This window comes from Anoxybacteroides tepidamans (assembly GCF_014201465.1).
In the GTDB taxonomy this organism is placed as follows: Bacteria; Bacillota; Bacilli; order Bacillales; family Anoxybacillaceae; genus Anoxybacteroides; species Anoxybacteroides tepidamans.
The window spans coordinates 180774-204619 of the sequence record NZ_JACHEP010000001.1 but is presented as its reverse complement, the minus strand read 5'-3'; the positions used below and the strand labels follow the sequence as shown (position 1 = coordinate 204619).

The window sequence follows — 23846 nt, the reverse complement described above, 5'->3', positions numbered from 1 at the left end:
AAACGAACATGGTGGTGGACAGCGTGTTAGAACTATATTTAAAAAACCCAAACGAACTTGAATTGCGAACAGTAAATTCATTGCCTCCTCCAAAAGACGACGAAATAAAAATTCAGCTAATTTATGGAGGAATTTGCGGATCGGATTTAAGTGTTTTTAAAGGAAAGCTTCCTCATGCAACGTATCCTGTGCGGCCAGGTCACGAACTGTTAGGCATTGTAATAGAAAAAGGGGAGCATGCAGCATATGACATAGGAACAAGGGTCGTTGTTCTTCCAAATACGTATTGCGGAACGTGTGACTTATGTACAAAAGGCTATACGAATATATGCCGCAACAAAAAATCATTAGGAATCAATACGGACGGAGGATTTTCACAACAATTTGTTATTTCGTCTAAATACGTTTTACCGATTCCAGATGATCTGCAAGATGAACGCGCAGTATTAATTGAACCGTTTGCCGTGATTGTGCATGCATTCAAAAAGGTACACGTTACGAAAGGCACGACCGTGGCAATTATCGGCTGCGGCAATGAAGGAATGTTGGCAGCAGCGTTGGCACATCATTTAGGGGCGAAAGTGACCGCGGTCGATATTAATCCGAAGAAGCTTGAGTTAGTGAGAAAGATTGGCGATATTCGCGCTATTACTCCCCAAGAACTAAAGGCAGAAACGTTCGATGTCGTATTTGAAGCAGCAGGAACAAAAAGCTCGGTAGAACAAGCGGTACAGCTCGCTAATCCAGGAGGGATGATCGTTTTAATCGGCTTAGCGCAGGAAGCGAATTTTCCAATTGTTCATATTGTACGTAACGAACTGACGATACAAGGAACAATTATTTATCAGTTCCCCGCTGACTATTTACAGGCAATGGAATATTTGCGAGACCGATCATTTCCAATCGACCCTATCGTTTCAAAAATTTTACCGGTTACGGATTACGAATATGCTTACGAAATGGCCGCTTCCGGCAATTTCGGTAAAGTGATTTTAAGTTTCAAGGAGGTAGAACGTCAGTGAAAGAGTTAGTTGCTCAACAATTAGTGAAATATTTAGAAAGACGCGGTGTCGAGCATGTTTTCGGTCTTTGCGGCCATACGAACATTGCTGTACTAGCCGCATTGGAAAAAAGCACAATTAAGTTTGTCAACGTAAGGCATGAACAAATTGCCGCACATATGGCAGACGGATATGCGCGGGCGAAAAAAACAACATCCGTCGTTTTGTGCCATGTTGGTCCCGGATTGACGAATGCTGCTACCGGTGTGGCAAACGCTGCACTTGATTCGATCCCGATGGTCGTCATTGCCGGTGATGTGCCAAGCCATTACTATGGCAAACATCCACATCAGGAAATTAATCTTCATGCCGATGCTTCTCAATACGAAATTTATCGGCCGTTTGTGAAGCGTGCTTGGCGAGTCGAACGTCCAGAGTTATTTCCAGAAATTATTGAAAAAGCGTTCCAGCTAGCGGAAAACGGCAGACCTGGTCCAGTATTAGTGTCTGTTCCGATGGATATTTTTTCAAAAGAAATAGACGTATCATTGTTTGAAAAGCAAAATTATCATACAAAAACACTTCATAAACCTTCTATTGACGACGAAACAGCGAAACAAATCATAGGAATGATTCTTCGTGCCGAACGTCCGTTGTTTTATGTTGGCGGCGGAATTATGCTAGCGAATGCTGCGGCAGAGCTAAAAGAATTGGTCGATCATTTGAGCATTCCGGTTGCGTATACGTTAATGGGAAAAGGTGCGATTTCCGATGACCATCCGTTGACCCTTGGAATGACTGGATTTTGGGGAACAAAATTTGTGAATGATACTTGCCGAAATGCCGATGTTATTTTAGCATTGGGTACAAGGTTCTCAGAAGCGGATTGCAGTTCTTGGGAGTCGGAGTACACGTTTAATATTCCGACGACGAAATTGATTCATATTGATATTGATCCGAACGAAATCGGCAGAAATTATCCGACGGAAATCGGGATAGTGGCTGACCTGAAGCAAGCTCTCACTGTTTTAAATCGTGTTGCCAAAGAAATGGTTCCACGAGGTAGACAAAATGATGAACTGAAACAACAGATTGCTCAGTATAAACAAGAATTTAGAAAAAGCAACGAAGAACATATTCGCAATAATAGCTATCCAATACGCCCGGAACGCATTCTTCAGGAAGTGCGTGAAGTACTCCCACGAGATGCTTACATTACAACGGACGTAGGCTGGAATAAAAACGGAGTTGGACAACAGTTTCCGGCATATGAAGCTAGTACGATTCTCACACCTGGCGGATATGCAACGATGGGGTTCGGTGCTCCAGCGGCCCTTGGAGCAAAAATCGCTCAACCTGATAAAGTCGTTGTTTCTTTAGTGGGGGATGGAGGATTTGGTCAAAATCCAGCGGTGTTGGCGACAGCTGCCGAAGAGAATATTCCGGTTGTTTGGGTTATTATGAACAACTACGCATTTGGCACGATTGCTGGATTGGAAAAAGCACATTTCGGTACAACACATGGAACAGTGTTTCAGAGAGACGGAAAACCTTATTCGCCGGATTATGCAAGCATTGCAAGAGCATACGGTATTGAAGGAGTCAAAATTCAATCGGCAGAAGAGTTTAAACCAGCGTTGCAGCGTGCGATTGAATCAAACAAGCCGTTCGTCATTGATGTCGAGATGTTGAACGTTCCAACCCCAACAGCAGGACATTGGAACATCATGGATATTTACTCTCCAGGCAAGAAGGTGCATCATGTGTCTGTTAATATCTGAAAATTATATATTGACATAAATTTCAGAATTAGGGGGATGTGTCATGAAAGAAGAAATGAAAATTAAAGTGTTGGATCCGTTCAAAGATGCGAAAGCATTATGGTTGGGATTAGAGCAGCCAGAGCTGAACCAAATTCGGAAGGTGTTTCAACTTATTACGCCGGAAACGGTAGGATCAAAACATATCATGGCGGGCATTACTATTTTTTCTCCTGGAGAAGCTAGTTCGCTTCATAATCATCCCGGTTCTGAAGAAATGGATGTGGTGATTCGAGGCTCGGGAGAAGTCGTCGATGCTCATGGGAATCGCCGGACATTTAAAGAAGGGGATTATATGTTCATTCCGGACGGCGAATATCATCAACATGTTAATACAGGAAATGAGCCGCTTTGGTTATTATGGTGCTATAGCCCGCAAGGATATTTGCCTAAGGATTGACGATGATAAGGGGAGGATTTCCTCTCCATTTATCGTCGAGGAAACGTATGAAGCCGGGCAACGATGTGATGTTTAGTTTTCTCGGTTATGATGCTTTACGAGTTCTCATTGGAATTGACCCGAATTATATCTCGGACCAAGAAATAAAAAGGTTAATTCATTTAATCAATCTATGAGAAGAAGATACACATTTACAATCAAAAGTCAAAGAGATTATTCAGAAGCATCCCAATCATATGAAAACAAAAGTCGCATTATTGCTTCATCTTGAGCAATGTTACACGACAAACGGAAAGAGGGAGGAATATGAGTAGACTGCCATTAGAAGGAGTTAAAGTGTTAGATGTATCAACGATGATTGCTGCGCCATTTGGCGCGGTGTTGCTCGGAGATTTTGGCGCTGATGTCATTAAAGTAGAAATGCCAGAGAAAGGAGATACGCTTCGGCATGTCGGCCCTTTCCTTGATCACGAACCGTTACGGTGGCCTGGCCTATCGCGAAATAAAAAGTCGCTTACTCTTGATTTACGGAAAGAAGAAGGAATGAACATTTTTAAAAAGCTAGTAAGCAAAGTGGATATCGTCATTGAAAATTTTCGGCCTGGCACATTAGAAAAATGGGGAGGCGGATATGAGGAACTAAAAAAAATCAACCCTAATTTAGTGATGATTCGTGTATCAGGCTATGGTCAGACCGGCCCGTTCCGAGAAAAAGCGGGATTTGGCACACCGGCTACAGCATTTAGTGGATTTACGTATCTTCAAGGATTTCCTGACCGTCCGCCTGTCAGCCCTCCGTTCTCTTTAACGGATTATATTACAGGAATTTATGTGGCATTTGCAGCGGTGACGGCCATTTATTATCGGGATGCTCATCCAAATGGCGAAGGACAAATGGTCGATATCGCTCTTTATGAATCCGTGTTTCGCATGCTAGAATTTTTAGTTGCTGAATATGATCAGCTAGGAAAAATTAGAGAGCGGTCACCAGGTTTAGCAGGCCACTCAAGCCCAGCAGGAACTTTTATGACAAAGGATGGGCATTGGGTCGTGCTAGTGACAAGCACAGATTCTACGTTTGAGCGGTTAGCGAAAGCGATGAATAGAGAAGATCTTTTAACAAATGAGAAATTTTGTACAAACGAACGAAGATTGCAAAATAATGACGAAATGAATCAAATGGTTGCTGATTGGATTCAATCGATGCGGCGTGAAGAACTTTTACATCTTTTAGATGAATACGGTGTTCCGGTCAGCCCGATTTTAAATATTAAAGATATTTTCGAACACCCGCACTATCAAGCACGTGAGAATATTATTGAAGTGAAACATCCTCGCCTAGGGAAAATCAAAGTGCCGGGAATTGTTCCGAAATTTGAAAAAACACCGGGAACGATCCGGCATATCGCTCCTGATTTAGGAGAACATAATTATGAAATTTTACACGATATGTTGGGACTGTCGGAAACGGAAATACAAGATCTTCAAAATAAAAAAATTATATAAAGACGCTAAGCAGAGTATTTAAGATGTTTCATCGTTATTAATTCATTTTCAAAGGGGTGCGCTTATAAATGAAAAAATGGTTTGTTTTGTTGTTGGCTTGTATGTTGTCTCTTGTTGGATGTTCTTCGCAATCTTCGTCGGGAGAAAAAGATTCTGCAGGAAAAACAACGAGTCCAAAAGTTATGAAACTAGCTGTTGTGACATCAAAAGATCGATCGCTTACGAAAGGATTGTATAAGTTTGGTGAAATTGTCGAAAAAGAAACAGGTGGTTCGATTAAAGTAGAAGTTTATCCCGATGGTCAATTAGGTGGGGACTTAGCGGTTTTTGAAGGATTGAAAATGGGTTCAATTCAAGGGACGACGATGTCAACAGGACCAATTTCATCGTTTGCGCCGCGCTTTGCTGTGTTAGATTTACCATTTTTATTCAAAGATTCAGAAACCGCTTACAAAGTGCTTGACGGAGAAATCGGACAAGAGTTATTAAAAGACTTGCCGTCTGTCGGCGTCATCGGCTTAAACTATTGGGAAAACGGGTTCCGTCACTTAACAAACAATGTGAGAGAAGTTAAAAGTGTTGATGACATTAAAGGATTAAAAGTTCGGACATTAGAAAACGAGCTTCATATCGATTTATGGAAAGAGCTAGGGGCGACCCCTGTGCCAATGGCATTTACCGAGTTATTTACAGCATTGGAACAACATGTTGTGGATGGTCAAGAAAACCCTGTTGGAAACGTAAAAGCGAGCAAATTTTACGAAGTGCAAAAATACTTAACAAAAACAGGGCATGTGTACAACGCTAGCGTATTTATGATCAGCAAAAAGTTTTGGGATACACTCTCTGATAAAGAGCGAGAAATTATTACAAAAGCAGCGGAGGAAGTAAAAGATTATCAACGAAAATTAAACCAGCAAGAAGACACAGAATCATTTGACTATTTAAAACAGGAAGGAATGGTGATTACCGAATTAACTCCGGCAGAAAAACAAAAGTTTATTGATAAAGTACAACCGATTTATAAAAAATATGCAGCAAAATTCGGAGAAGATCTTGTAAACAAATTGATAGAAGCGGGAAAATAAGGCACTATGCCCATAACTCTTAAGAGGAAGTCCCTCTTAAGAGTTATTTTCCTATCACGGTCGCAAGGAGGAGTGGGGATGAAAAAGATTTTGTTTATGTTTGATAAGCTATTGCAAGTATTAATGGCATTATGCTTAGCATTTATGGCTATTCTTGTCTTCGGCAATGTTGTGTTGCGTTATGCCTTTCATTCTGGAATTACGTGGTCAGAAGAAATGTCGCGCTTTTTGTTCATTTGGATGGTATTTTTAGGATCCATTGTTGCATTGAAAGACGGAAGTCATTTAGGGATGGATCTTGTTGTGACGAAGTTGCCGGATCGCGTTCGCCGCATCGTTTTGATCGTTGGACAACTTATTATTCTATATATTTTAGGACTAGTGTTGCAAGGAAGCTGGAAAATGACGATGGATAGCTTGGAAAGCAAGGCTCCTGCTACGGGCTTACCTTTATCGTTTGTTTATGGAATTGGCATCGTATTAAGTATTGGAATGATTGTCATTACTTTTACTCAGATGTACAAGACGATATCTCAACATAAAAACTCCCCCATAAAAAAACTAGAAAATTTAAAGGAAGAACAGTATCGGGTTCGAGCATCAGGAGGTGAACAATAGTGTCGGTTGCTATTTTTGTCGGTTCGTTGATTGCTGTGATGGCGTTAGGTGTTCCAATTGCATTTGCGTTGCTCGTTAGCAGCGTTGGGCTCATGCTTTATTTAGATATGTTTGACAGTCAAATTATTGCGCAAAACCTTGTCAAAGGAGCTGATAGCTTTCCATTAATGGCTGTTCCTTTCTTTATTTTGGCAGGGGAATTGATGAATGCAGGCGGTATTTCTACCCGAATTGTGAACTTTGCGATGGCGTTTTTTGGACATATTCGTGGTGGATTAGGATATGTTGCGATTCTTGCTAGCGTTCTTTTTGCCGGTTTGTCCGGTTCGGCTGTAGCGGATGCAGCTGCTCTTGGTGCTATTCTTATTCCGATGATGGTGAAGGCTGGACATGATCGAAATCGTTCAGCCGGCTTGATCGCAGCAGGCGGCATTATTGCGCCAGTCATTCCTCCTAGCATTCCGATGATTATTTTCGGTGTATCGAGCGGGGTATCGATTACGAAATTATTTATGGGTGGCATCGTTCCTGGTATTCTTCTTGGAATTGGATTGATGATCACTTGGTGGCTGGTCGTACGCCGTGATCGTGCGGAAGTGCTTCCACGCAAATCGGCAAAAGAAAAGTGGAAGGCAACACGAGAAGCGTTGTGGGCACTTTTATTGCCTGTCATTATTGTTGGCGGGCTTCGCGGAGGGGTATTTACTCCGACAGAAGCGGCAGTAGTGGCGGCGTTTTATGCATTGTTTGTCGGATTAGTCATTTATCGTGAACTCAAAATAAAAGATTTATACGATGTTCTTGTCGCCGCAGCCAAAACGACAAGTGTGGTTATGTTTCTTGTGGCGGCGGCGATGGTTTCTGCATGGCTGATCACGGTTGCGAACGTACCGACAACTTTAATGAACATCCTTCAGCCGTTGATTGGAAAGCAAATGCTTCTTCTGTTTGCGATTCTTATTTTAGTGTTAATTATCGGAACAATGCTCGATTTAACACCGATGATTTTAATTCTTACTCCTGTACTTATGCCGGTTATAAAAATGTCAGGAATTGATCCTGTGTATTTCGGTATTGTCTTTATTCTTGCCGGATGTATCGGGCTGTTAACGCCTCCTGTTGGAACAGTTCTAAATGTTTCATGTAGTGTGGCGAAAATTAGCATTGAAGATATTTTAAAAGGCATATGGCCGTTTTTGCTCGTAGAAATAGTGGTTATTGTATTAGTCATTTTGTTTCCATCCATCATTACTGTTCCGCTTCAGTGGTTTACTGGTATGTGACAAATGCGATGATGAACCCGCCCCTTCTAGTGCCTTGGAATTGCAGGAAGGGGAATTTTTATGCTTGTAACTTTTGAGAAAACTAAATTAGTTGAATGCTCATAGTTTTAATGTAGAATGAATGGATTTTACTGCTGTACTTAGAAATATTGTGTCTTTAGTAGGAGGGGGAAGATTGCTAAGTTGCTACATTTCATGTACTCGTTTACAATATGTAATAAACGGTATAGCTATGCAACAGCGGTGGAGGAATTTGTATTATGACAGAAAAAAGAAGATCTCGAGTTACTCTGCAACAAGTAGCCAATCACGCTGGCGTGTCGCGGGCAACGGCTTCTCTCGTTGTGCGGGGAAGTCCGCATATTTCGAAAGAAACGCGAGAAAAAGTATTGAACTCGATGAAGGAACTAGGATATGTTTATGATCGGGTTGCTGCGAATTTACGGTCACATCGTTCTTCAACTGTTGGATTAATTATAACAGAAATTGGGAATCCGTTTTTTTCTGATTTGCTAGCAGGTGTTCATGAATCATTAGATCAAGAAGGATATACAGTCATTTTAGGAACTACATTTGATTCTCCGGCTAAACAAGACGAACTTCTTTCGACAATGCTTGAATATCGGGTCGGCGGAGTCATTATGAGTCCAGTTCCCGGCTGCTCTGTAGACATGGTTGAACGGCTTAAGCAATGGGGAATTCCGGTTGTTTTGGTGGCAAGAGAAGAACTTCCGATGAGGCAGTTTGATTATGTTGGAATTGATAACGTAGCCGGCGGAAGATTAGCGACAAAACATTTAATTCAACAAGGGCATCGGCGAATTGCGTTTATAGGTGGTTTTTCTGGCTCATCTGTGTGGAGGGATCGCAAAAAAGGGTACTGTGAAGCGCTTGAGCAGGCTGGCATTGAGCTTGATGAATCACTGTTGATCCAATCGCTAACGACGCGGAAAGGTGGAATGGAAGCGATGAAGCGCGCTTTAGAGCTTCCAAACCCGCCAACAGCTGCGTTTTGTTATAACGATGTCGTTGCGTTCGGGGCGATGCTTGGATTAAAAGAAGTGGGAATGATGCCGGGACGCGACATAGCGATTGTCGGTTTTGACAACATTCAAGAATCGGCTATCTTCCATCCCCCTTTAACAACAATTGCCGCGTTTCCGGAACGGATCGGCGTTCATGCAGCTCATATTTTACATAAACGCATGACAGGGGAAACAAGTGAACCAAAGCGCCTGATTTTGCAGCCGGAACTCGTTGTGCGAGAAAGTTCAAGCGGGATTCCTCATTCATCGTAGGGAAGGTGACTAAGTTATGAAGGAATATTCGGAACTTCCTCTTCGGGAGAAAAATATTGTATTAATCGGTTTTATGGGAGTAGGAAAAACAACGATCGGCCAACTTGTGGCCAAAAAGCTATATCGAGATTTTATTGATGTAGACCAAGAAATAGAAAATCGGCATCATATGTCAATTCCAGCAATTTTCGAGCAGATGGGGGAAGACTACTTTCGAAAAGTAGAGAGAGAGTTAATTGTTGACCTTTGCACAAATAAGCGATTGAAGGTTATTTCTCTCGGAGGAGGCGCCTATTTGCAAGAGGAAGTACGAAATGCTTGCTTATCCCATTGTATTGTCTTTTTTTTAGATTTATCGTGGGATTGTTGGAAAGAACGATTACCATTAATCGTTAATAATCGGCCGGTATTAAAAAATAAAACGTTAGAAGAAATAGAACGATTGTTCCTGCAGAGGAGAGAGGCTTATTCGATTCATAATTCCCGGTTGCTTACAAACGATCTTGATCCAGAAACAGCGGCAAACCAAATCGTTGAATCCATCAAATGGACATGGGAAGTGTATGAATCAAATGAGTAATAATCCTTACATTATGAAGCGAAAAATCGGCGAACCTATTTAGTTTGCCGATTTTTCTATTAATGCGATCCTTACGATTGCCCGTAGAGAATGCGGAGTTTTCGCTCATGCTGAATCGTTTTCGATGAGAGAAAATCAACCGTTTCTTGCGTTTCGGTTAGCTCAATGCGCAAGCTAGCGATTTTCATGTCAAGTCGATCAAACCGCTCATTCACTTCCGCACGAAATTCTTGCATTTCCGCGCGGAGCTGATCGCCCATTCCATGCATTTCTGCACGGAGCTGATTGCCCATTTCATGCATTTCTGCACGGAGTTGATCGCCCAATTCTTGCATTTCATGGTGAATTTTTTCCGAAAATAATTCGAGCGCTTTTACAATTTCCTGTAACAATACATTTTGTTCCATTATTTTCTCCTTCCCCATGTAAAATAGTGATAAACGATCCGTTGCGAACGTGAGGGACTACGATTGGCGATAAAGACTGCGAAGTTTTCGTTCATGCTGGAGCGTTTTGGAAGAAAGCAAATCAACGGTTTCTTGCGTGTCGGTTAACTCGTCGCGTAGTTCATCGATTTTTTCGTTTAGTTGCTCGAACCGTTCATTCATCTCTTGGCGGAGAGTATCAATTTTTGTTTCTAGTCTGCTTTCCACGTCACGAATTTCCGTGCGAAGTTGCTGCCCCATTTCATGCATTTCCGTGCGAAGTTGCTGCCCCATTTCATGCATTTCCGTGCGAAGTTGCTGCCCCATTTCATGCATTTCTGTGCGAAGCTGTTGTCCCATCTCTCGCATTTCGTGATGAATTTTGTCTGAGAATAACTCGAGCGCTTTGACAATTTCTTTTACAATCGTTTCTTTTTCCACTCTCTTTCACCTCCCTTTCCCTATTATAAAAGAAGAAAATACGAGAGCAAAGAGAAAAAGAGAGCCCCCTCATTGGCAAATGAATGAGAGGGCTTTTCTTATTCGGCTTCGTCATTAAACTTGTCTAGCATGGAAATGGTGTCAATCAAATGGTTGTTAAAAATTTGCCGGGCGATAGCTAATAACTCTTTAATCATTGGGTCGCGTAACGAGTAGACAACGCGGTTTCCGTCTTTCGTTCCGTAAACAATGTTTTTGCTTCGTAAGATCGCCAGTTGTTGCGAAACAGCCGATCCTTCACTGCCAATTAACGTTTGCAGTTCGTTGACGTTTTTATCTCCTTCACACAATAATTCTAAAATGCGAATTCGTAACGGATGAGCGAGGGCTTTAAAAAAATCCGCTTTAAATTGCTGCAGTTCTAAATTCAATGCCTATTCTCTCCTTTATTTCTTGATAACTCTTCATATCGATCGAGCGCCAATAAAATTCCTTCGATAATCGCTTCTGGTCGAGGAGGACAACCAGGGACATAAACATAGACAGGAACGATATGATCAATCCCACCGTAATTAGCATAAGTACGTCCGAAAATCCCACCGCTGCACGCACAAGCTCCAATAGCGACAACCATTTTTGGCTCGGAAGCAGCGTTGTACGTTTTTATAAGCGCCTCTTCTAAATGTCTCGTTACACCGCCAGTCACCATTAGCATATCTGCATGGCGAGGGGAGGCGACAAAATCGACGCCGAACCGTTGAATATCGTAAATCGGATTAGTTAACGTATTCATTTCAAAATCGCAGCCATTGCAAGAACCGGAATCGACATGGCGGATATGCAGGGAACGTCCGAGCACTTCTTTCATTCTTTTTTGCAGCGCCCATCGCAAATCAGCTGTTTGCTCTTTTCCGCTTTTCATTGTATCATACTTCCTTTCCCGTTGTTAAAAGTTTCGCTAATGTTGCTTGCTGGCTCACTGTTAGCTCGTTTTTATTTTTTGTCGCTAGCCGATACTCGTTTGTTAGTTGAATGGCGTTCGTTTCACATACTTCCGCACAAATGCCGCAAAAAATACAATGGGCATAAGATAAAGAAAGGGTGATGGCATCGTCGTTTTGCTGAAGCGTGATCGCCCCAGCAGGGCATGACGTTGCGCATGCTTCACAGCCGGTGCACTTACTCGATGTAAAAACCGGTTTTCCGCGGAAGCGTTCCGGTGCTTCTGTAAATAGCTCCGTTTTCGTGACTGTTTTTGTTCGCCATATTTTTCGAATAAGATCAAACATCGCTATCCCTCCCTTGCCTTTATCGGTCGCAACAAGCGTAGCACAGCTCGAAACTTTTATTAATGAGCGGAAAATCAGGGACGATATTTCCTTTCACAGCAAGCGGAACGGCCGGCCAGTTGCTATAAGTGGCCGAGCGGACGCGGTATCGGTAGACGGTTTGATTCGGTCCGATCATCACCCAGTGCACCGTTTCCCCGCGCGGCGATTCACACCATCCCATTGCCGAGCGGTAAGGAGTCAAGTTAGGAATGTTTGTGCGAATGTCGCCGTCTAGAAGCTGTTGTAATAGTTGCTTGATGATCGAAAACGACTCGAATACTTCATCGATTCGCACGCGTATTCTTGCAAGCACATCGCCTTCTTTATAAACCGGAACGTGAAAATGGACACGGTCATAGGCCGCATACGGTTGATCGCGACGAATATCGACCGATCTCCCAGAAGCTCTTGCAGCTACACCGACTACTTCTAAATCGTTCGCATGCTCAAGGCGAAGGATGCCGGTAGTAGCCATCCGATTGATCGCAATATCATGAGTAAGCAACAGATCGACCAATTCTTTAAACTCTTTTTTTACATATTGTAGCGTTTGATAAATATCTTCACGCTCTTGTTCGGTCACATCGGCCCGCATTCCGCCGAGGCTGACAACTCCACGCAAATAACGATGTCCAGTGATTCGTTCGTTTAACTGTTGCAACTCTTCTTTTAAGCGGGCTCCTTGGCTGATGCCGACTGCAAAACCAAATCCTGCACAAATATTCCCGACATCGCCGATATGGTTATACAACCGCTCTAATTCCAAAAATAGCGTGCGTAAATAGTCCGCGCGCGGCGGAATCGTGACATTGCCGGCACGTTCTATCGCTTGTGCAAAGGCAATGCTATGAGAAAGCGCGCACACGCCGCAAATTCGCTCCGCTAAAAACAACGCTTTCTGAACAGGCATTCCTTCACTTGCTTTTTCTAAACCGCGATGGGTAAAAAATAGCCGCGCATCTAAATGCAAAATTGTATCTCCGACCGCGCCGAAGCGGAAATGTCCCGGCTCAATAATGCCGGCATGAATCGGGCCGACCGGAATTTCCGTCACGTCTTCGCTGTCATATCGCATAAACGCTTCCCGGCTTTGAACGCGCGGGGCGTGCTGATCGAGCGGAAAATCTTTCCGTAACGGATGCAGATCTTCCGGCCAATCTCCGTGCAAAACGAGCGGGCGCGGGTCGGGATGCCCTTGTGGCCTGAGCCCTAACAAATCTTTAACTTCCCGCTCATACCAATTCGCAGCGGGCAATTGTACCGCAACGGACGGAAACGTCGGATCGAGCGGATTAATCAGTGTTTTTACGGTTAAGAAGTGGCGGAATCGATCAAATGAAAACACATAATACAGCGCGAAAAAGCCATGAATATCCCGCTCATCGCATCAGACCATCGTAAACAAGCGTCCTTTTTTTCATTCCAAAGAAACTGGCATATGTGAGGAAGGTCTGTTTTTTCAATGAGAATGACTGTTTCTTGTTCGCCGTTTGCTTCAATAGAATGAATTTTACTTCCTAACTGTTGCTTTATTCTAGCAAGCCATTGTTTTACCGTTTTCTCCATTACGATTTGCCCCCTTGTAACACGAAAGCCACTTGTTTAATGATTTCCTGAAAGAACGGCGGAACGTATAAGCCGAAAATGACAACGGCCAGCAGCGGAATAAAAAGCGCAGCCGTTGACCAACGATCGATCTCTTTCTTTTCTAGTTTAGCCGGTGCTTCTCCGAACGCCATCCGGACGACATAATACGTCATGCCGGAGAAAATGAGCACAATGAATAAAAGAAATAACACGATTGCCACAAGATGCCCGCTTTGAAAGCCGGCGGTCATGATCGTAAATTCGCTTACAAATATACTGAGCGGCGGTGTTCCGGTAATCGCAAAAGCGGCGATTAAAAAAATGCTTCCTGTCACCGGCATCGTTTTTAATACGCCGGAAATGCGTTCCATTCGTTTCGAATGGTATTTTTGATTGATGTTTCCGGCTGCGAAAAATAATAATGATTTCGCCATCGAATGATTAAACATATGAAGCACCGCTCCGTAAAGGCCGAGCGCTCCTCCGATGCCGACGCCAAGCGTAATAATGCCCATATGCTCGACGCTCGAGTAGGCGAGCATTCGCTTCACGTCGTGCTGGACGAGCATAAAAGTAACGGTGATCGCGATCGAAAATAAGCCGAAAAAGATCAAATATGGTGCCGCTTTCCCATCCAGCGCCGCATTGACGATCGTATATATGCGAAAAATGCCATAAAGCGCTGTATTCAACAATACTCCTGATAATACCGCACTGACTGGAGAAGGGGCTTGGCTATGCGCATCCGGCAGCCAAAAATGCATCGGCGCCAATCCGGCTTTTGTGCCAAACCCGACTAGCACAAAAATAAAGGCGATCAGCGTCCATTGCGGATTTAACTGTCCAGCGGCGCGGTTTAACACCGTCCAGTTTAACGACTCGGCACTTTCGCCGAACAAATCGACGCCGGATAAATAAAGAAAAATAATGCCGAGCAGGGCAAACGCAATGCCGACACTTCCCATGATTAAATATTTCCACGCCGCTTCTAATGACGTTCCTTTTCGATAAAAAGCGACTAAAAGAGCGGATACTAATGTCGTCAACTCGATGCCGACCCAGAGCAGACCGATATTGTTCACGACGCTCACCGCTAGCATCGTCCCGATAAAGAGGTGGAACCATAAATAATAATGGCGCACTTTTTCTTCGCTGATAATCCGTTCCGCTACTTCGTGCCGCATATATCCGACCGAATAAAGGGAAGCAACAAAACCGATGATTACAATCAACACCACATTAAAAGCGCTTAACGCATCAATATAGATAAAATGATGCCACCCTGTCACCGGCGCATCAAAAAATACGTTTCGTGCAATGGAAAGACCGATGAAGACGTTCAGCACTGCACCGATTATTTGTAGCTTTTCGCCAATGCGGTGATTTTTTATTTGCCAGCATAGTACCGCTGTTATTAAAGGAACGATAAGCAACAACGAAACTTCTTCCATTTTGATCATCCCTTCAAACTTCTCATATTTACTATATTCAAACTTTCAAAAGTAGAATGAATGCGAAGCGATAAAATACCAATAATCACGACCGTTACGAGCATATCGAAGAAAATGCCAAGCTCGACCATCATCGGCATGCCGTAGCTAATCGACTGCGCCACTAAAAACAGCCCGTTTTCAATCGTAATGAGCCCGATTCCTTGCATGAGCGCCTTTTTATGGTCGATCATAATAAACGTTCCGAGAAACACGAGCGTAATCGATACCGGAAGATACGGCGCTCCGAATTTCGTGCTCGGAAGATGAAGGCGGGAGGTGACATAAAATCCGGCCACTGACAGAATAATGGAGATCAATAATGAAGTATATTTCGACGTAACCCGCTCTACCCGACGATGGACGTCAATTTTTTTAATGGTGTAATGCAAAATTGCCGGAATGATGATCGCTTTGACAATCAATGTCAACAACGCGGCAATCAACAAATGTGAAAGTTTCGTTTGATACCACATCGCACCTGCCGTAAGGGCAAGGATAAACGATTGAAACGCTAAAATTGGCACAGAATCACTTATTTTCCGGATTTGCAATAACCAAATGGCGCTAACTAGTAGTAGCATAGCAATCCATTGTTCCATTCATGATCCCCCTTTATTCAAACACCCGAAGTAAAATGGCCATTAAAGACAAAATCATCGATGAACCGAGCAGTTTCGGGACTTTAAACAGCCGAATTTTTGCGTACATTGTTTCAATGAAAGCAAGAAGCATGCCAAGAGCAACTAGCTTTGCAACATATAACAAAAACGACAGAACGATTTGTGAAACATTACCGGAAGCAGCAATTCCCCATGGGAAAAATAAATTGATGAAAAGACTTAAAAGCAATAGCTGCTTCATTTGTGCTGCCCACATCATCAATCCTAAATACCGCCCGGAATATTCTAATAACATTCCTTCATGAACCATCGTCAATTCTAAGTGGGTATCCGGGTTGTCCACCGGAATGCGTCCTGTTTCGGCAATTAATACGATGAGCATGGCGAAAAAAGCAAGCCCGTAAGACGGTGAAAACCAGCTCCATCCATCGCTTGTTAAGGATGCGATGAGATCTGGCAGCTTTGTTGTCCCGCTTGATAAAAGGACGGCAAACACCGCCAGCAATAAAGCAGGTTCTGCAATTGCGGATAACGCTATTTCCCGGCTTGATCCCATGCCGCCAAAAGACCCGCCGGCATCGAGGGCGCTAAATGCTGTGAAAAAGCGGGCGATGCCAAACAAATACACAACAAGGATAATATCTCCCATAAAGCTCAAACCGTTGTTTGTTATATAGGTCGGGATGAAAAGGCCGGCCGTCACAATCGAAACAAACACGATATACGGGGTAGCGACCGACAGCCATGACGAATGCAACGAAAGGACGGCATCTTTTTTCATAAACTTGATCAAGTCATAGTACGGCTGCAAAACGCTTGACCCGATGCGGTTTTGCATGCGCGCTTTCGTTTTTTTGATGATCCCTTGTATGAAAGGGGCTATACAGATGATTGTTGCCGTCTGCAAAAAAGCGACAAAAATGATCCATCCCATTTGCTTCACCTACCGAATCCAAAGTAATAAAACGATCAACGTGATAATCATATAGGCTAAGTAGCTTTGTAAATTTCCGCTTTGAATGGCTCGTAACCGTTGCGAGAGAAGCACGGTGCCGTGAATGAGCGGACGGTATAATTTTGATTCAATCATCGATTCTGTTTTTAAGCGATGGCGAATCCGTTTCGGATAATAGGCGTATTCTCCTTGCACGTCCACGCTCCGTTCGATTCCGTATAGCCGTTTGAAAATCATTAAGACAGGGTGCGAATAAGACGTGCCGGTATATTCCATCGATGGAAGAATCGGTGTTCCGCAGTTCCACGTTTCATCGAAGCGGTTGTTGCTTTTTCCAACCGAAGCACGAAGCGATATAAGAATGAGTGTCGATAAAAAGAGTAGTATCACCAGTACTCCTCCGAGCGAGATGGACTCGGACGAATGTTGGAACGGCACATACAACATGGCGCGGCCTGTCAATGATTTGTGAAAATAACTTTCTACAATGCGATTTGTCATGTGCAAAACAAAGCCCGGCCACATTCCGAGAATGAGCGTTCCAAAGGCAAGGATCATCATACCGAGGCGCATGGCGATTGGTACTTCTTTGACATGCGCAGCGCGCGGTGTACGCGGCAACGCGAGAAAAGCGGTTCCGAAATGTTTGACGACACTGCCGGCGACAAACGCTCCCGTCAATCCGAGCGCGGCCGCTGCGAGCCCTCCCGCTGTTTTCCAGACAGGATGATCGAGCGAAAACGAAAGGTGAAGCAACGATTGGAACGTCGCCCATTCGCTTATAAATCCATTGAACGGCGGTAGAGCGGCGAGCGACATGCCACCGATCAAAAAGAGCGATGCGGTCCATGGCATTTGCCGGATAAGTCCGCCGAGTTCGTTAATATTTTTCGTATGCGTCGCATAGAGGACGGAACCAGCTCCCATAAACAACAGTCCTTTAAAGATGGCATGATTGAGCACGTGATATAACAGCGCCGTCAGCGCTAATGCTCCTAATAGCGGTTCGTGGTAGGAGCGAAATAAAAGAGAGGCCCCTAAGCCCATAAAGATGATTCCTATATTTTCCGCACTGCTAAACGCAAGGAAACGTTTCATATCATTTTCCGCGACTCCGAATAAAATTCCAAGCGCTGCGGAAATCACCCCAATGCCAAGGACGACAGCTCCCCACCACGATGTACCGTCTCCTAAAAAGTCGTAACTGACCCGAAGCAACCCATAGACCGCGGTTTTAATCATCACCGCAGACATCAAGGCAGATACATGGCTTGGTGCCGCCGGATGAGCCCGTGGTAGCCAAACGTGAAGCGGAATTATTCCCGCTTTCGTCCCAAACCCGATCAACGACATGAGAAAAATCATGTTTTTAACGGAAGTGGGCAAATCGGACGCGGCTTGTGTGAATGACTGAAAATCAAGGCGATTCGTAAAGAAAAAGAGCGTTAAAAAAGAAAGAATAATAAAAACCGTTCCAAAATGGGTCATCACTACATACACGTACCCGGCTTTACGAATTTCCGGCTTTTCATGCTCGAACATTACTAAGAAAAAGGAAATAAGAGACATCAATTCCCAAGCAATTAAAAATGAAACGCTATTATCGACTGTGACGACGGCCACCATCGACAACAAAAAAATGTTAAAGCCGCTGCCAAGTAGGCCGACCGGTTTTTTTTCGTAATATTCTGTGACGTATCCGATCGAATAGAGCGACACGGCAACCGTTAACAAAGAAATCACGAAAAGGAAAAAGGCGGAAAGCATATCCACTCTAAACCGCAAAACAATGTCAGACATGATTGTCCATGCGGTGACGGAAATCGATTGTTTTGTCGATAAGACGAGCCACGCGGCCGCCGCTCCGAGCAGTCCGCCGATAAGGGCGCTGCTATGGGCAAGAAAGTTTGCCCATTTAGCACGTCGGCTGAAAAAAATAGCGCCGAATGCGCCCAATACGAAAAACAGTAAAGATAGCACAAACAGCCATATTTCGAAGACTTCCATATCATCACCTCTGAATAAATGTATTATTTAATATTCAATAATTCAAATATACTAAGTTATATAAATTGATACAAGGGGGAAAATTCATCTCGAATTGATATTATGTAAAATTCATCATATAGCAACCACGGAACGTACCATCGTGACAATATTTTCGCGATGATTCGGCAACTAGGATATCCGGAGTATCTACAGACTATATTATTTATAACGATTTGAGAAAGAGGAATAGAAGTATGATGAAAAGTAAAAACGAATGAATAAGATGGGACAAATTCCAACTGTACGTATAAATTTACAAAAACAGCTTCTGACGTTCGCCTCAAAAGCCGTTTTTGATTCCCTCTACTGGTCGTTTATATTTTCCCTGCATCATCCGCCGCTTTTCTCCCTTTGTAAAAAACGCGCTCTTCTTTCAACGGTTTTTCTTTCGCCGTCATGGCATGCGGAGTGATTTTGATGACGACGGTGCGGCTTCCCAGCGAAGAGCGGTATGATTCGACGTGATGTTTGGAAAGCGGCAAGGAAAAGTAGCCGGGAACATATTTATTCAGCAGCTGTTGCATAGCTGCTGTCGCTTCCTCTAAATCAGATACGATGCTCGCTTCTCCGAACACCATGACGCTCATATAGCCGGTATCCGTTTTGGCCGGCACCGGGTGTACCATCGTGCCGAAGTTTTCGCTGACCGTAAAACAAACGCGCGCATTTCGCTTCAGCATTTCCATTTTTCGCCCTTCTTCCGCACCGTGAACATAAATGGCACCGTTCCACCAAACGAAATTCAACGGAACGACATATGGTTCATGGCCGTCGGCAAGTCCTAAAAACCCTGTTGGCGCCAACGATAAAAATGCGGAAATTTTTTCTTCGTCATGACACTCTAGCATCGGTCTTCTCATCGTAAACATCGCTTCTTCCTCCTTATCGCTTTTGTTATAATCATTGTAGGAAGATTGTGGCATGATTCATAGTGACAGTTTCGAACATTTTTTTAGGGTCAGGAGGACGAGGATGATCGAGTTAACTCCCAATTTAGACATCACGAAGCGTACACCGCTTTATGAACAGCTCTATGAATATATGAAAAATGAAATGTTGCAAGGACATATCCAAAAAGGCGTGCGTTTACCTTCCGTTCGCGCGCTTTCCAAATACTTGGGCATCAGCCGAAACACTGTTGAAGCTGCGTATGCGCAACTCGTGGCGGAAGGATATGTCGAAAGCAAACCGCGGCAAGGATTCATCGTGAAGGAATTCGATAAAGAGTGTTTGCCAAAGCCGCTTTTCCAAAAAACATATGAAACTCCGAAGCCCGCCGAAACCGTCAAACAAGCATACGATTTTCGCTACGGCAACATCGACATCGCCCATTTTCCGATGAAAGCGTGGCGGGCGTGCATGAATGAAGCGATGGACACACCGCCGGAACAACTGCTATGGTATGGGGAACGGCAAGGGGACATCGAACTGCGGGAGCAAATCGCCCATTACTTATTTCAAGCGCGCGGCATTCACTGTTCTTATGAACAAATCGTGATCGGTGCCGGCATTCATCAAATGACAGGACTGCTTTGTCAGCTTTTCTCGCAAGAAACAGATACGATTGCGATGGAAAATCCGTCATATGATGGAATTCGCACCGTATTTGCCAACCATCGCTACCGAGTTGTCCCGATTTCTCTTGAAAAAGATGGTCTGAATATAACAGAACTCGAGAAAAGCGAAGCAACTGTCATATATGTCACCCCTTCGCACCAGCTTCCGCTCGGGATGGTGCTGCCGATTGGGAAACGGCAAAAGTTATTAAAATGGGCTGAAAAAACAGATGGTTTCATTATCGAAGACGACTATGACAGCGAATTTCGCTATGAAGGAAAGTCAATTCCGTCTTTAAAAGCACTCGATACACAAGACCGGGTTATTTATGTCGGAACGTTTTCGAAAGTATTAACGCCTGCCATCCGCGTTTGTTATATGGTGCTTCCAGTTCGTTTATTAGAAGTATTTCAAAACACGTTTTATAACTACAACCAGCCGGTCGCGACGATCGTCCAAAAAGCGTTGGCTCTTTTTATGAAAAAAGGCTATTTAGAGCGGCATATCCGTAAAATGCGCAACGTGTATGCGAAAAAGCGGCAAGCGCTGATTGCTGCGATTGACGAAAATTTTGGTACTGATGCCACGATTATTGGTGAAAAAGCGGGATTGCATTTACTTGTTCGCTTCCGACATGTGACCGATGTCAGCGGTCTCGTCGAGAGGGCGAAAAATGAAGGAATCAACATCTACTCCGCCGCGAAATATTGGTTTGACCCAACCACGTCGCCCCCTCCTTACATCTTGTTAGGATTTGGCGGAATGAGCGAACATGAGATAAAGGAAGGGGTGCGACAGCTGAGAGAAATCGTTCGATCAGATTTTGTTTCGTGAAAGTTTAATGAGATGGCTAGGAGTGAACAAATAAGGTGGAAGTTTCGATGTAATTAACTATGCAGCGGAAACGATTCATCTTTCTTTTAAAAAAGAAGCGGTCTCAAGCTGAGACCGCTTCTTCAAAAATGTCGCAATGTTGCTCAAGGATGGTTTGCTGTAATTCGTCAAGCGATGGTGCTTCGTTTTCAAATGTATATAAACCGAGACGAACGAGCGAGTACTCTTTACCTGGATCAAAAACAACTTCGACAATTTCTTCTGTCCCGCAATCAATTTCTTGAACGCAATCAGCACTTAACACACGAACGTCTACCGTTTTGTATTTTCCTAATAAAACGTGATACCCTTCTTTTAGCTCTTCCGTAAAAATGGATTCCATGCTCATCAATTCGTGAACGATCATTTTAACACTCCCTCGATTTTCATAAGAATATTCCATACAAAATATACTACAACATTCAAAAAAATGTATCTTTTTTTATAAACGTTCAAAAAATCGTCATAAACGTTTGAACGTTATTTGATCACCTGCTGCTTGAAGTATGTGTTTCCTATTTTTATGAAAATGAGCATGGACATTATAACTAAAACGGTCCAAATAATGGTATAATCAAAAAAGTGCATAAATACGTTTGTTTTTGTTAGGAAATGGAGAAGGTGACGGGGTGTGCAGATGGAAATTATTCTTATTCGGCACGGGAAGTCTGAATGGCAAGAAAACGGGTGGATAAGTCGAGCTGAGCTCGCCGGATGGATCGCAGCGTACGACGCGCACGGCATATGTGCACATGATTTGATCTCTTCATCGACGCTGCAAAAAATAAAACGAGCCAACGTGCTGATCACGAGCCCGTTACCGCGCGCGATTCATTCGACCAAACGGCTTTTGCCGTCTTGTCCGGTAGAGCAAAGCGAGCTGTTTCGTGAAGTGGACACGCCTGTTCCATTTGCCTGTCTTCGTTTTTTTCGTTTGCCGGTGCATCTATGGCTCGTTTTGGCACGGCTCTGTTGGTTTTTCGGGTATGCGCGTGGTGTGGAATCTTATTTGCAAGCCGTCATTCGTGCGGAAAAAGCTTGTGATCTGCTTATTGAATACGCCCGCAAATATGGAACAGTAACGGTTGTCGGACACGGGTGGTTTCACCGATTTGTCGGAAAGCAGCTGGAGAAAAAAGGGTGGAAACGAACCTCCGCAAAGCGCGCGGCACATTGGCATGCCTGTTCGTATACATTGAATTGACAAAACGTCATCATGCCCCGGTTATGCGATCGTTCACATATTTTCCCTTCTTCTGTCATAAACATGAATGAGAAAGAGAGAACGGGAGAGGGGAAGATAGGTGAAGGAAAATGAAACGGTGATGCCGGATGACGAAAATGAAGAAAAGGCGCTGTCGACGCGCTTGGAGCAGCGCAGACAAGCGGCGCAACAGCAAAGAATCCGGCTGTTTTTATGGACAGTCTTCGTGTTGCTCGCCCTTTTTGTTTTCACCGTTACCGTCATAAAAGGATACGGGATGCTGAAAAATGAAATGGGGAAAGAAGTTGCTATCCGTAAATTAGAGGAGGCGCTAAAAGAGAAAGATTGGGACGTACTAAAAACGTATATTCGAAGCGACACTGTGCCTGTCAACGAAAAAGCGTTAGCACCGTTATTGCTGTATTTAGACAAACATCCGAAGGCGTATGCCGCTCTTCGACGCGATTTAGAGCAGCAATGGAAAGAAAAACATGTATACATAAAAGGGCTGACATCGATTCCGCCGGTTTTTACAATGAAAGTGTATGAAACGCAGTTTTTCATGTTTAATCAATATGTCTTTGAGCCCACTGTTTATTCATTCGTCGTTCGCATCGAAGAAGACGCGCCAGTTCTTGTGAACGGAGAAAAAGTGGAAGGGGAAGCAACGAAAGAACCGCTTGTGAAAAAGTACGGCCCGTATCTTCCGGGGATGTACGAAGTAACTGTAATCACCAAACAAAAACAAAAAACGAAAACCGTCGTTTTATTCGGCGGGGAGCGGGTGAGGGAAGTGACGTTTTAATTAAAAGGGTGTCCGAATGACGGGACACCCTTCAATTTGTATTCGGTTCGTATATATGCGCACAGATCATTTAATAGGCGAATGCTGCATGGACGACTGCGGTTATGACGATTTCTTGAGTCTGGATCGGTGGTGCGGCTCCTTCTGCGAGAACGATTGTCCGCGGCGGGGAAAGGGTGAAGGAGTTGCTTTGTTCTTTGATTTCGATTGGAACGTCATGCAACGGAAGCTGGAGAGTATGGGCGAGAACGAATGCTTTTTCTCGGGCGTTTTTTACCGCCATTGCGAGTGCTTGTTGATAATGCGGTTGCTCGTTCGCGAGTTTAAACTGAAGCTGGCGGGCAATGTTCGCTCCGTTGGCTACCGCCGTTTCGTAAATGGCCCCAACCATTTTTACGTCTTTGACGGTAATGTCAAACATATGCTCGACTTCATATCCTGCTAGGACAGCTGTATGGTTGGTGTACGTATATTTCGGATAAATCGAAAATGAGGAAGTATCAATGTCTTCATGGAGGATACCGATCGTTTGCAACGCTTGAATCATCGCATTCGCTCGTTTTGCGTTTTCTGAAAGTGCTTCTAAGGCGCTTGCATGCTCGGTGCGAATTCCGATTGTAATAATAACAGTATCCGGCTTAACATAGAGCGTTCCTTGGCCGGTGACTGAAATCGTTCGTGTAGAAGGCTCCATCGGTGGTTGTGTATAATAAGAATGCACACGGAAATCGTGCATGAAAACCACCTTCTTTCGCTTACGCTGCTTTATGCTGGTCATCTTCGCTCGCCCGCCAATAATAGACGCGTGGCAGTCCGAAATAGCACCAATATTCTTGCAATAATGTGATCCCGACAAATATGACCATTTGCCAATCGATCTGTTTCACGATTTTCATCTCCTTTTTTATATCA

27 protein-coding genes and 1 pseudogene are annotated in these 23846 nt (G+C 43.9%); 13 read left to right on the top strand and 15 right to left on the bottom strand.

Annotated features, from left to right (window positions below; genetic code table 11):
- Positions 1-23 precede the first annotated feature (23 nt).
- From HNQ34_RS01070 to HNQ34_RS01030, 9 genes are all read left to right on the top strand, one after another.
- Positions 24-1022, top strand: a complete 999-nt coding sequence (locus tag HNQ34_RS01070) for a zinc-dependent alcohol dehydrogenase (RefSeq protein ID WP_183250915.1) — start codon at positions 24-26, stop codon at positions 1020-1022.
- Positions 1019-2782, top strand: a complete 1764-nt coding sequence (locus HNQ34_RS01065; RefSeq protein ID WP_183250914.1) for a thiamine pyrophosphate-binding protein — start codon at positions 1019-1021, stop codon at positions 2780-2782. Before HNQ34_RS01070 ends, HNQ34_RS01065 begins: the two co-directional genes overlap by 4 nt.
- A 43-nt stretch (positions 2783-2825) precedes the next feature.
- Positions 2826-3221, top strand: a complete 396-nt coding sequence (locus tag HNQ34_RS01060; RefSeq protein WP_246363642.1) for a cupin domain-containing protein — start codon at positions 2826-2828, stop codon at positions 3219-3221.
- 306 nt (positions 3222-3527) lie between these two features.
- Entirely contained in the window at positions 3528-4727 is a 1200-nt protein-coding gene (locus HNQ34_RS01055) for a CaiB/BaiF CoA transferase family protein (protein ID WP_183250913.1), read from the top strand.
- Between the two features lie 68 nt (positions 4728-4795).
- Entirely contained in the window at positions 4796-5815 is a 1020-nt protein-coding gene (locus HNQ34_RS01050; RefSeq protein ID WP_183250912.1) for a TRAP transporter substrate-binding protein, read from the top strand.
- A 78-nt stretch (positions 5816-5893) separates the two neighbouring features.
- Entirely contained in the window at positions 5894-6433 is a 540-nt protein-coding gene (locus HNQ34_RS01045) for a TRAP transporter small permease (RefSeq protein WP_183250911.1), read from the top strand.
- Positions 6433-7716 carry a TRAP transporter large permease gene (locus HNQ34_RS01040; protein ID WP_183250910.1) on the top strand — a complete coding sequence of 428 codons (1284 nt, stop codon included), beginning with the start codon at positions 6433-6435 and terminating at the stop codon, positions 7714-7716. Before HNQ34_RS01045 ends, HNQ34_RS01040 begins: the two co-directional genes overlap by 1 nt.
- 260 nt (positions 7717-7976) lie before the next feature.
- Complete coding sequence (locus HNQ34_RS01035; protein WP_183250909.1) at positions 7977-9014, top strand: LacI family DNA-binding transcriptional regulator; 1038 nt, start codon at positions 7977-7979, stop codon at positions 9012-9014.
- A gap of 16 nt (positions 9015-9030) precedes the next feature.
- Entirely contained in the window at positions 9031-9594 is a 564-nt protein-coding gene (locus tag HNQ34_RS01030; protein ID WP_183250908.1) for a shikimate kinase, read from the top strand.
- 71 nt (positions 9595-9665) lie between these two features.
- Here the strand turns inward: HNQ34_RS01030 and HNQ34_RS01025 are convergent, their stop codons facing one another.
- From HNQ34_RS01025 to hyfB, 11 genes are all read right to left on the bottom strand, one after another.
- Entirely contained in the window at positions 9666-10001 is a 336-nt protein-coding gene (locus tag HNQ34_RS01025; RefSeq protein ID WP_183250907.1) for a hypothetical protein, read from the bottom strand.
- Between the two features lie 57 nt (positions 10002-10058).
- Positions 10059-10460 carry a DUF1640 domain-containing protein gene (locus tag HNQ34_RS01020; protein WP_183250906.1) on the bottom strand — a complete coding sequence of 134 codons (402 nt, stop codon included), beginning with the start codon at positions 10458-10460 and terminating at the stop codon, positions 10059-10061.
- A 98-nt stretch (positions 10461-10558) separates the two neighbouring features.
- Positions 10559-10891 (bottom strand): ArsR/SmtB family transcription factor, encoded by a 333-nt coding sequence (locus tag HNQ34_RS01015; protein ID WP_066324312.1) that lies wholly within the window; start codon positions 10889-10891, stop codon positions 10559-10561.
- Complete coding sequence (locus HNQ34_RS01010) at positions 10888-11382, bottom strand: NADH-quinone oxidoreductase subunit B family protein (RefSeq protein ID WP_183250905.1); 495 nt, start codon at positions 11380-11382, stop codon at positions 10888-10890. Before HNQ34_RS01010 ends, HNQ34_RS01015 begins: the two co-directional genes overlap by 4 nt.
- A 4-nt stretch (positions 11383-11386) precedes the next feature.
- Complete coding sequence (locus tag HNQ34_RS01005) at positions 11387-11749, bottom strand: 4Fe-4S dicluster domain-containing protein (protein ID WP_183250904.1); 363 nt, start codon at positions 11747-11749, stop codon at positions 11387-11389.
- A gap of 19 nt (positions 11750-11768) precedes the next feature.
- A complete protein-coding gene (locus HNQ34_RS01000; RefSeq protein WP_312856074.1) occupies positions 11769-13136 on the bottom strand; it encodes a hydrogenase large subunit in 1368 nt (455 codons plus the stop codon).
- Complete coding sequence (locus HNQ34_RS17345) at positions 13103-13357, bottom strand: hypothetical protein (RefSeq protein WP_246363639.1); 255 nt, start codon at positions 13355-13357, stop codon at positions 13103-13105. The genes HNQ34_RS01000 and HNQ34_RS17345 overlap by 34 nt, the downstream gene beginning before the upstream one ends.
- Complete coding sequence (locus tag HNQ34_RS00995) at positions 13357-14829, bottom strand: hydrogenase 4 subunit F (protein WP_183250903.1); 1473 nt, start codon at positions 14827-14829, stop codon at positions 13357-13359. Before HNQ34_RS00995 ends, HNQ34_RS17345 begins: the two co-directional genes overlap by 1 nt.
- Positions 14830-14834: 5 nt before the next feature.
- Entirely contained in the window at positions 14835-15470 is a 636-nt protein-coding gene (locus tag HNQ34_RS00990) for a hydrogenase (protein WP_183250902.1), read from the bottom strand.
- A 13-nt stretch (positions 15471-15483) separates the two neighbouring features.
- Positions 15484-16425: a respiratory chain complex I subunit 1 family protein gene (locus HNQ34_RS00985; RefSeq protein WP_183250901.1), complete on the bottom strand. Its 942-nt coding sequence runs from the start codon at positions 16423-16425 to the stop codon at positions 15484-15486.
- A gap of 9 nt (positions 16426-16434) precedes the next feature.
- The gene (hyfB, locus tag HNQ34_RS00980; RefSeq protein ID WP_183250900.1) at positions 16435-18453 is read right to left on the bottom strand and encodes a hydrogenase 4 subunit B; all 2019 of its coding nucleotides are present in this window, start codon (positions 18451-18453) and stop codon (positions 16435-16437) included.
- Between the two features lie 126 nt (positions 18454-18579).
- Here hyfB and HNQ34_RS17880 point away from each other — a divergent pair.
- Positions 18580-18672 (top strand): annotated as a pseudogene (locus HNQ34_RS17880) (DinB family protein); the annotation flags it as partial.
- A gap of 137 nt (positions 18673-18809) precedes the next feature.
- Here HNQ34_RS17880 and HNQ34_RS00970 read toward each other — a convergent pair.
- Positions 18810-19355: a pyridoxamine 5'-phosphate oxidase family protein gene (locus HNQ34_RS00970; RefSeq protein ID WP_183251294.1), complete on the bottom strand. Its 546-nt coding sequence runs from the start codon at positions 19353-19355 to the stop codon at positions 18810-18812.
- 112 nt (positions 19356-19467) lie between these two features.
- Between HNQ34_RS00970 and pdxR the strand changes: the two genes are divergently transcribed.
- Positions 19468-20886: a MocR-like pyridoxine biosynthesis transcription factor PdxR gene (gene pdxR, locus HNQ34_RS00965; RefSeq protein ID WP_221277223.1), complete on the top strand. Its 1419-nt coding sequence runs from the start codon at positions 19468-19470 to the stop codon at positions 20884-20886.
- Between the two features lie 103 nt (positions 20887-20989).
- Here pdxR and HNQ34_RS00960 read toward each other — a convergent pair whose 3' ends face one another.
- Positions 20990-21292 (bottom strand): hypothetical protein, encoded by a 303-nt coding sequence (locus tag HNQ34_RS00960; protein WP_183250899.1) that lies wholly within the window; start codon positions 21290-21292, stop codon positions 20990-20992.
- 270 nt (positions 21293-21562) lie between these two features.
- On the opposite strand from HNQ34_RS00960, the gene HNQ34_RS00955 reads away from it, so the two are divergent.
- Together HNQ34_RS00955 and HNQ34_RS00950 are read left to right on the top strand one after the other, a co-directional pair.
- Positions 21563-22129, top strand: a complete 567-nt coding sequence (locus tag HNQ34_RS00955) for a histidine phosphatase family protein (RefSeq protein ID WP_183250898.1) — start codon at positions 21563-21565, stop codon at positions 22127-22129.
- 100 nt (positions 22130-22229) lie between these two features.
- The gene (locus HNQ34_RS00950) at positions 22230-22934 is read left to right on the top strand and encodes a TcaA second domain-containing protein (RefSeq protein ID WP_183250897.1); all 705 of its coding nucleotides are present in this window, start codon (positions 22230-22232) and stop codon (positions 22932-22934) included.
- Between the two features lie 70 nt (positions 22935-23004).
- Here the strand turns inward: HNQ34_RS00950 and HNQ34_RS00945 are convergent, their stop codons facing one another.
- Positions 23005-23670, bottom strand: a complete 666-nt coding sequence (locus tag HNQ34_RS00945; protein WP_246363635.1) for an SIMPL domain-containing protein — start codon at positions 23668-23670, stop codon at positions 23005-23007.
- A gap of 19 nt (positions 23671-23689) precedes the next feature.
- Complete coding sequence (locus HNQ34_RS17670) at positions 23690-23821, bottom strand: hypothetical protein (RefSeq protein ID WP_281375873.1); 132 nt, start codon at positions 23819-23821, stop codon at positions 23690-23692.
- Positions 23822-23846: the final 25 nt, after the last annotated feature.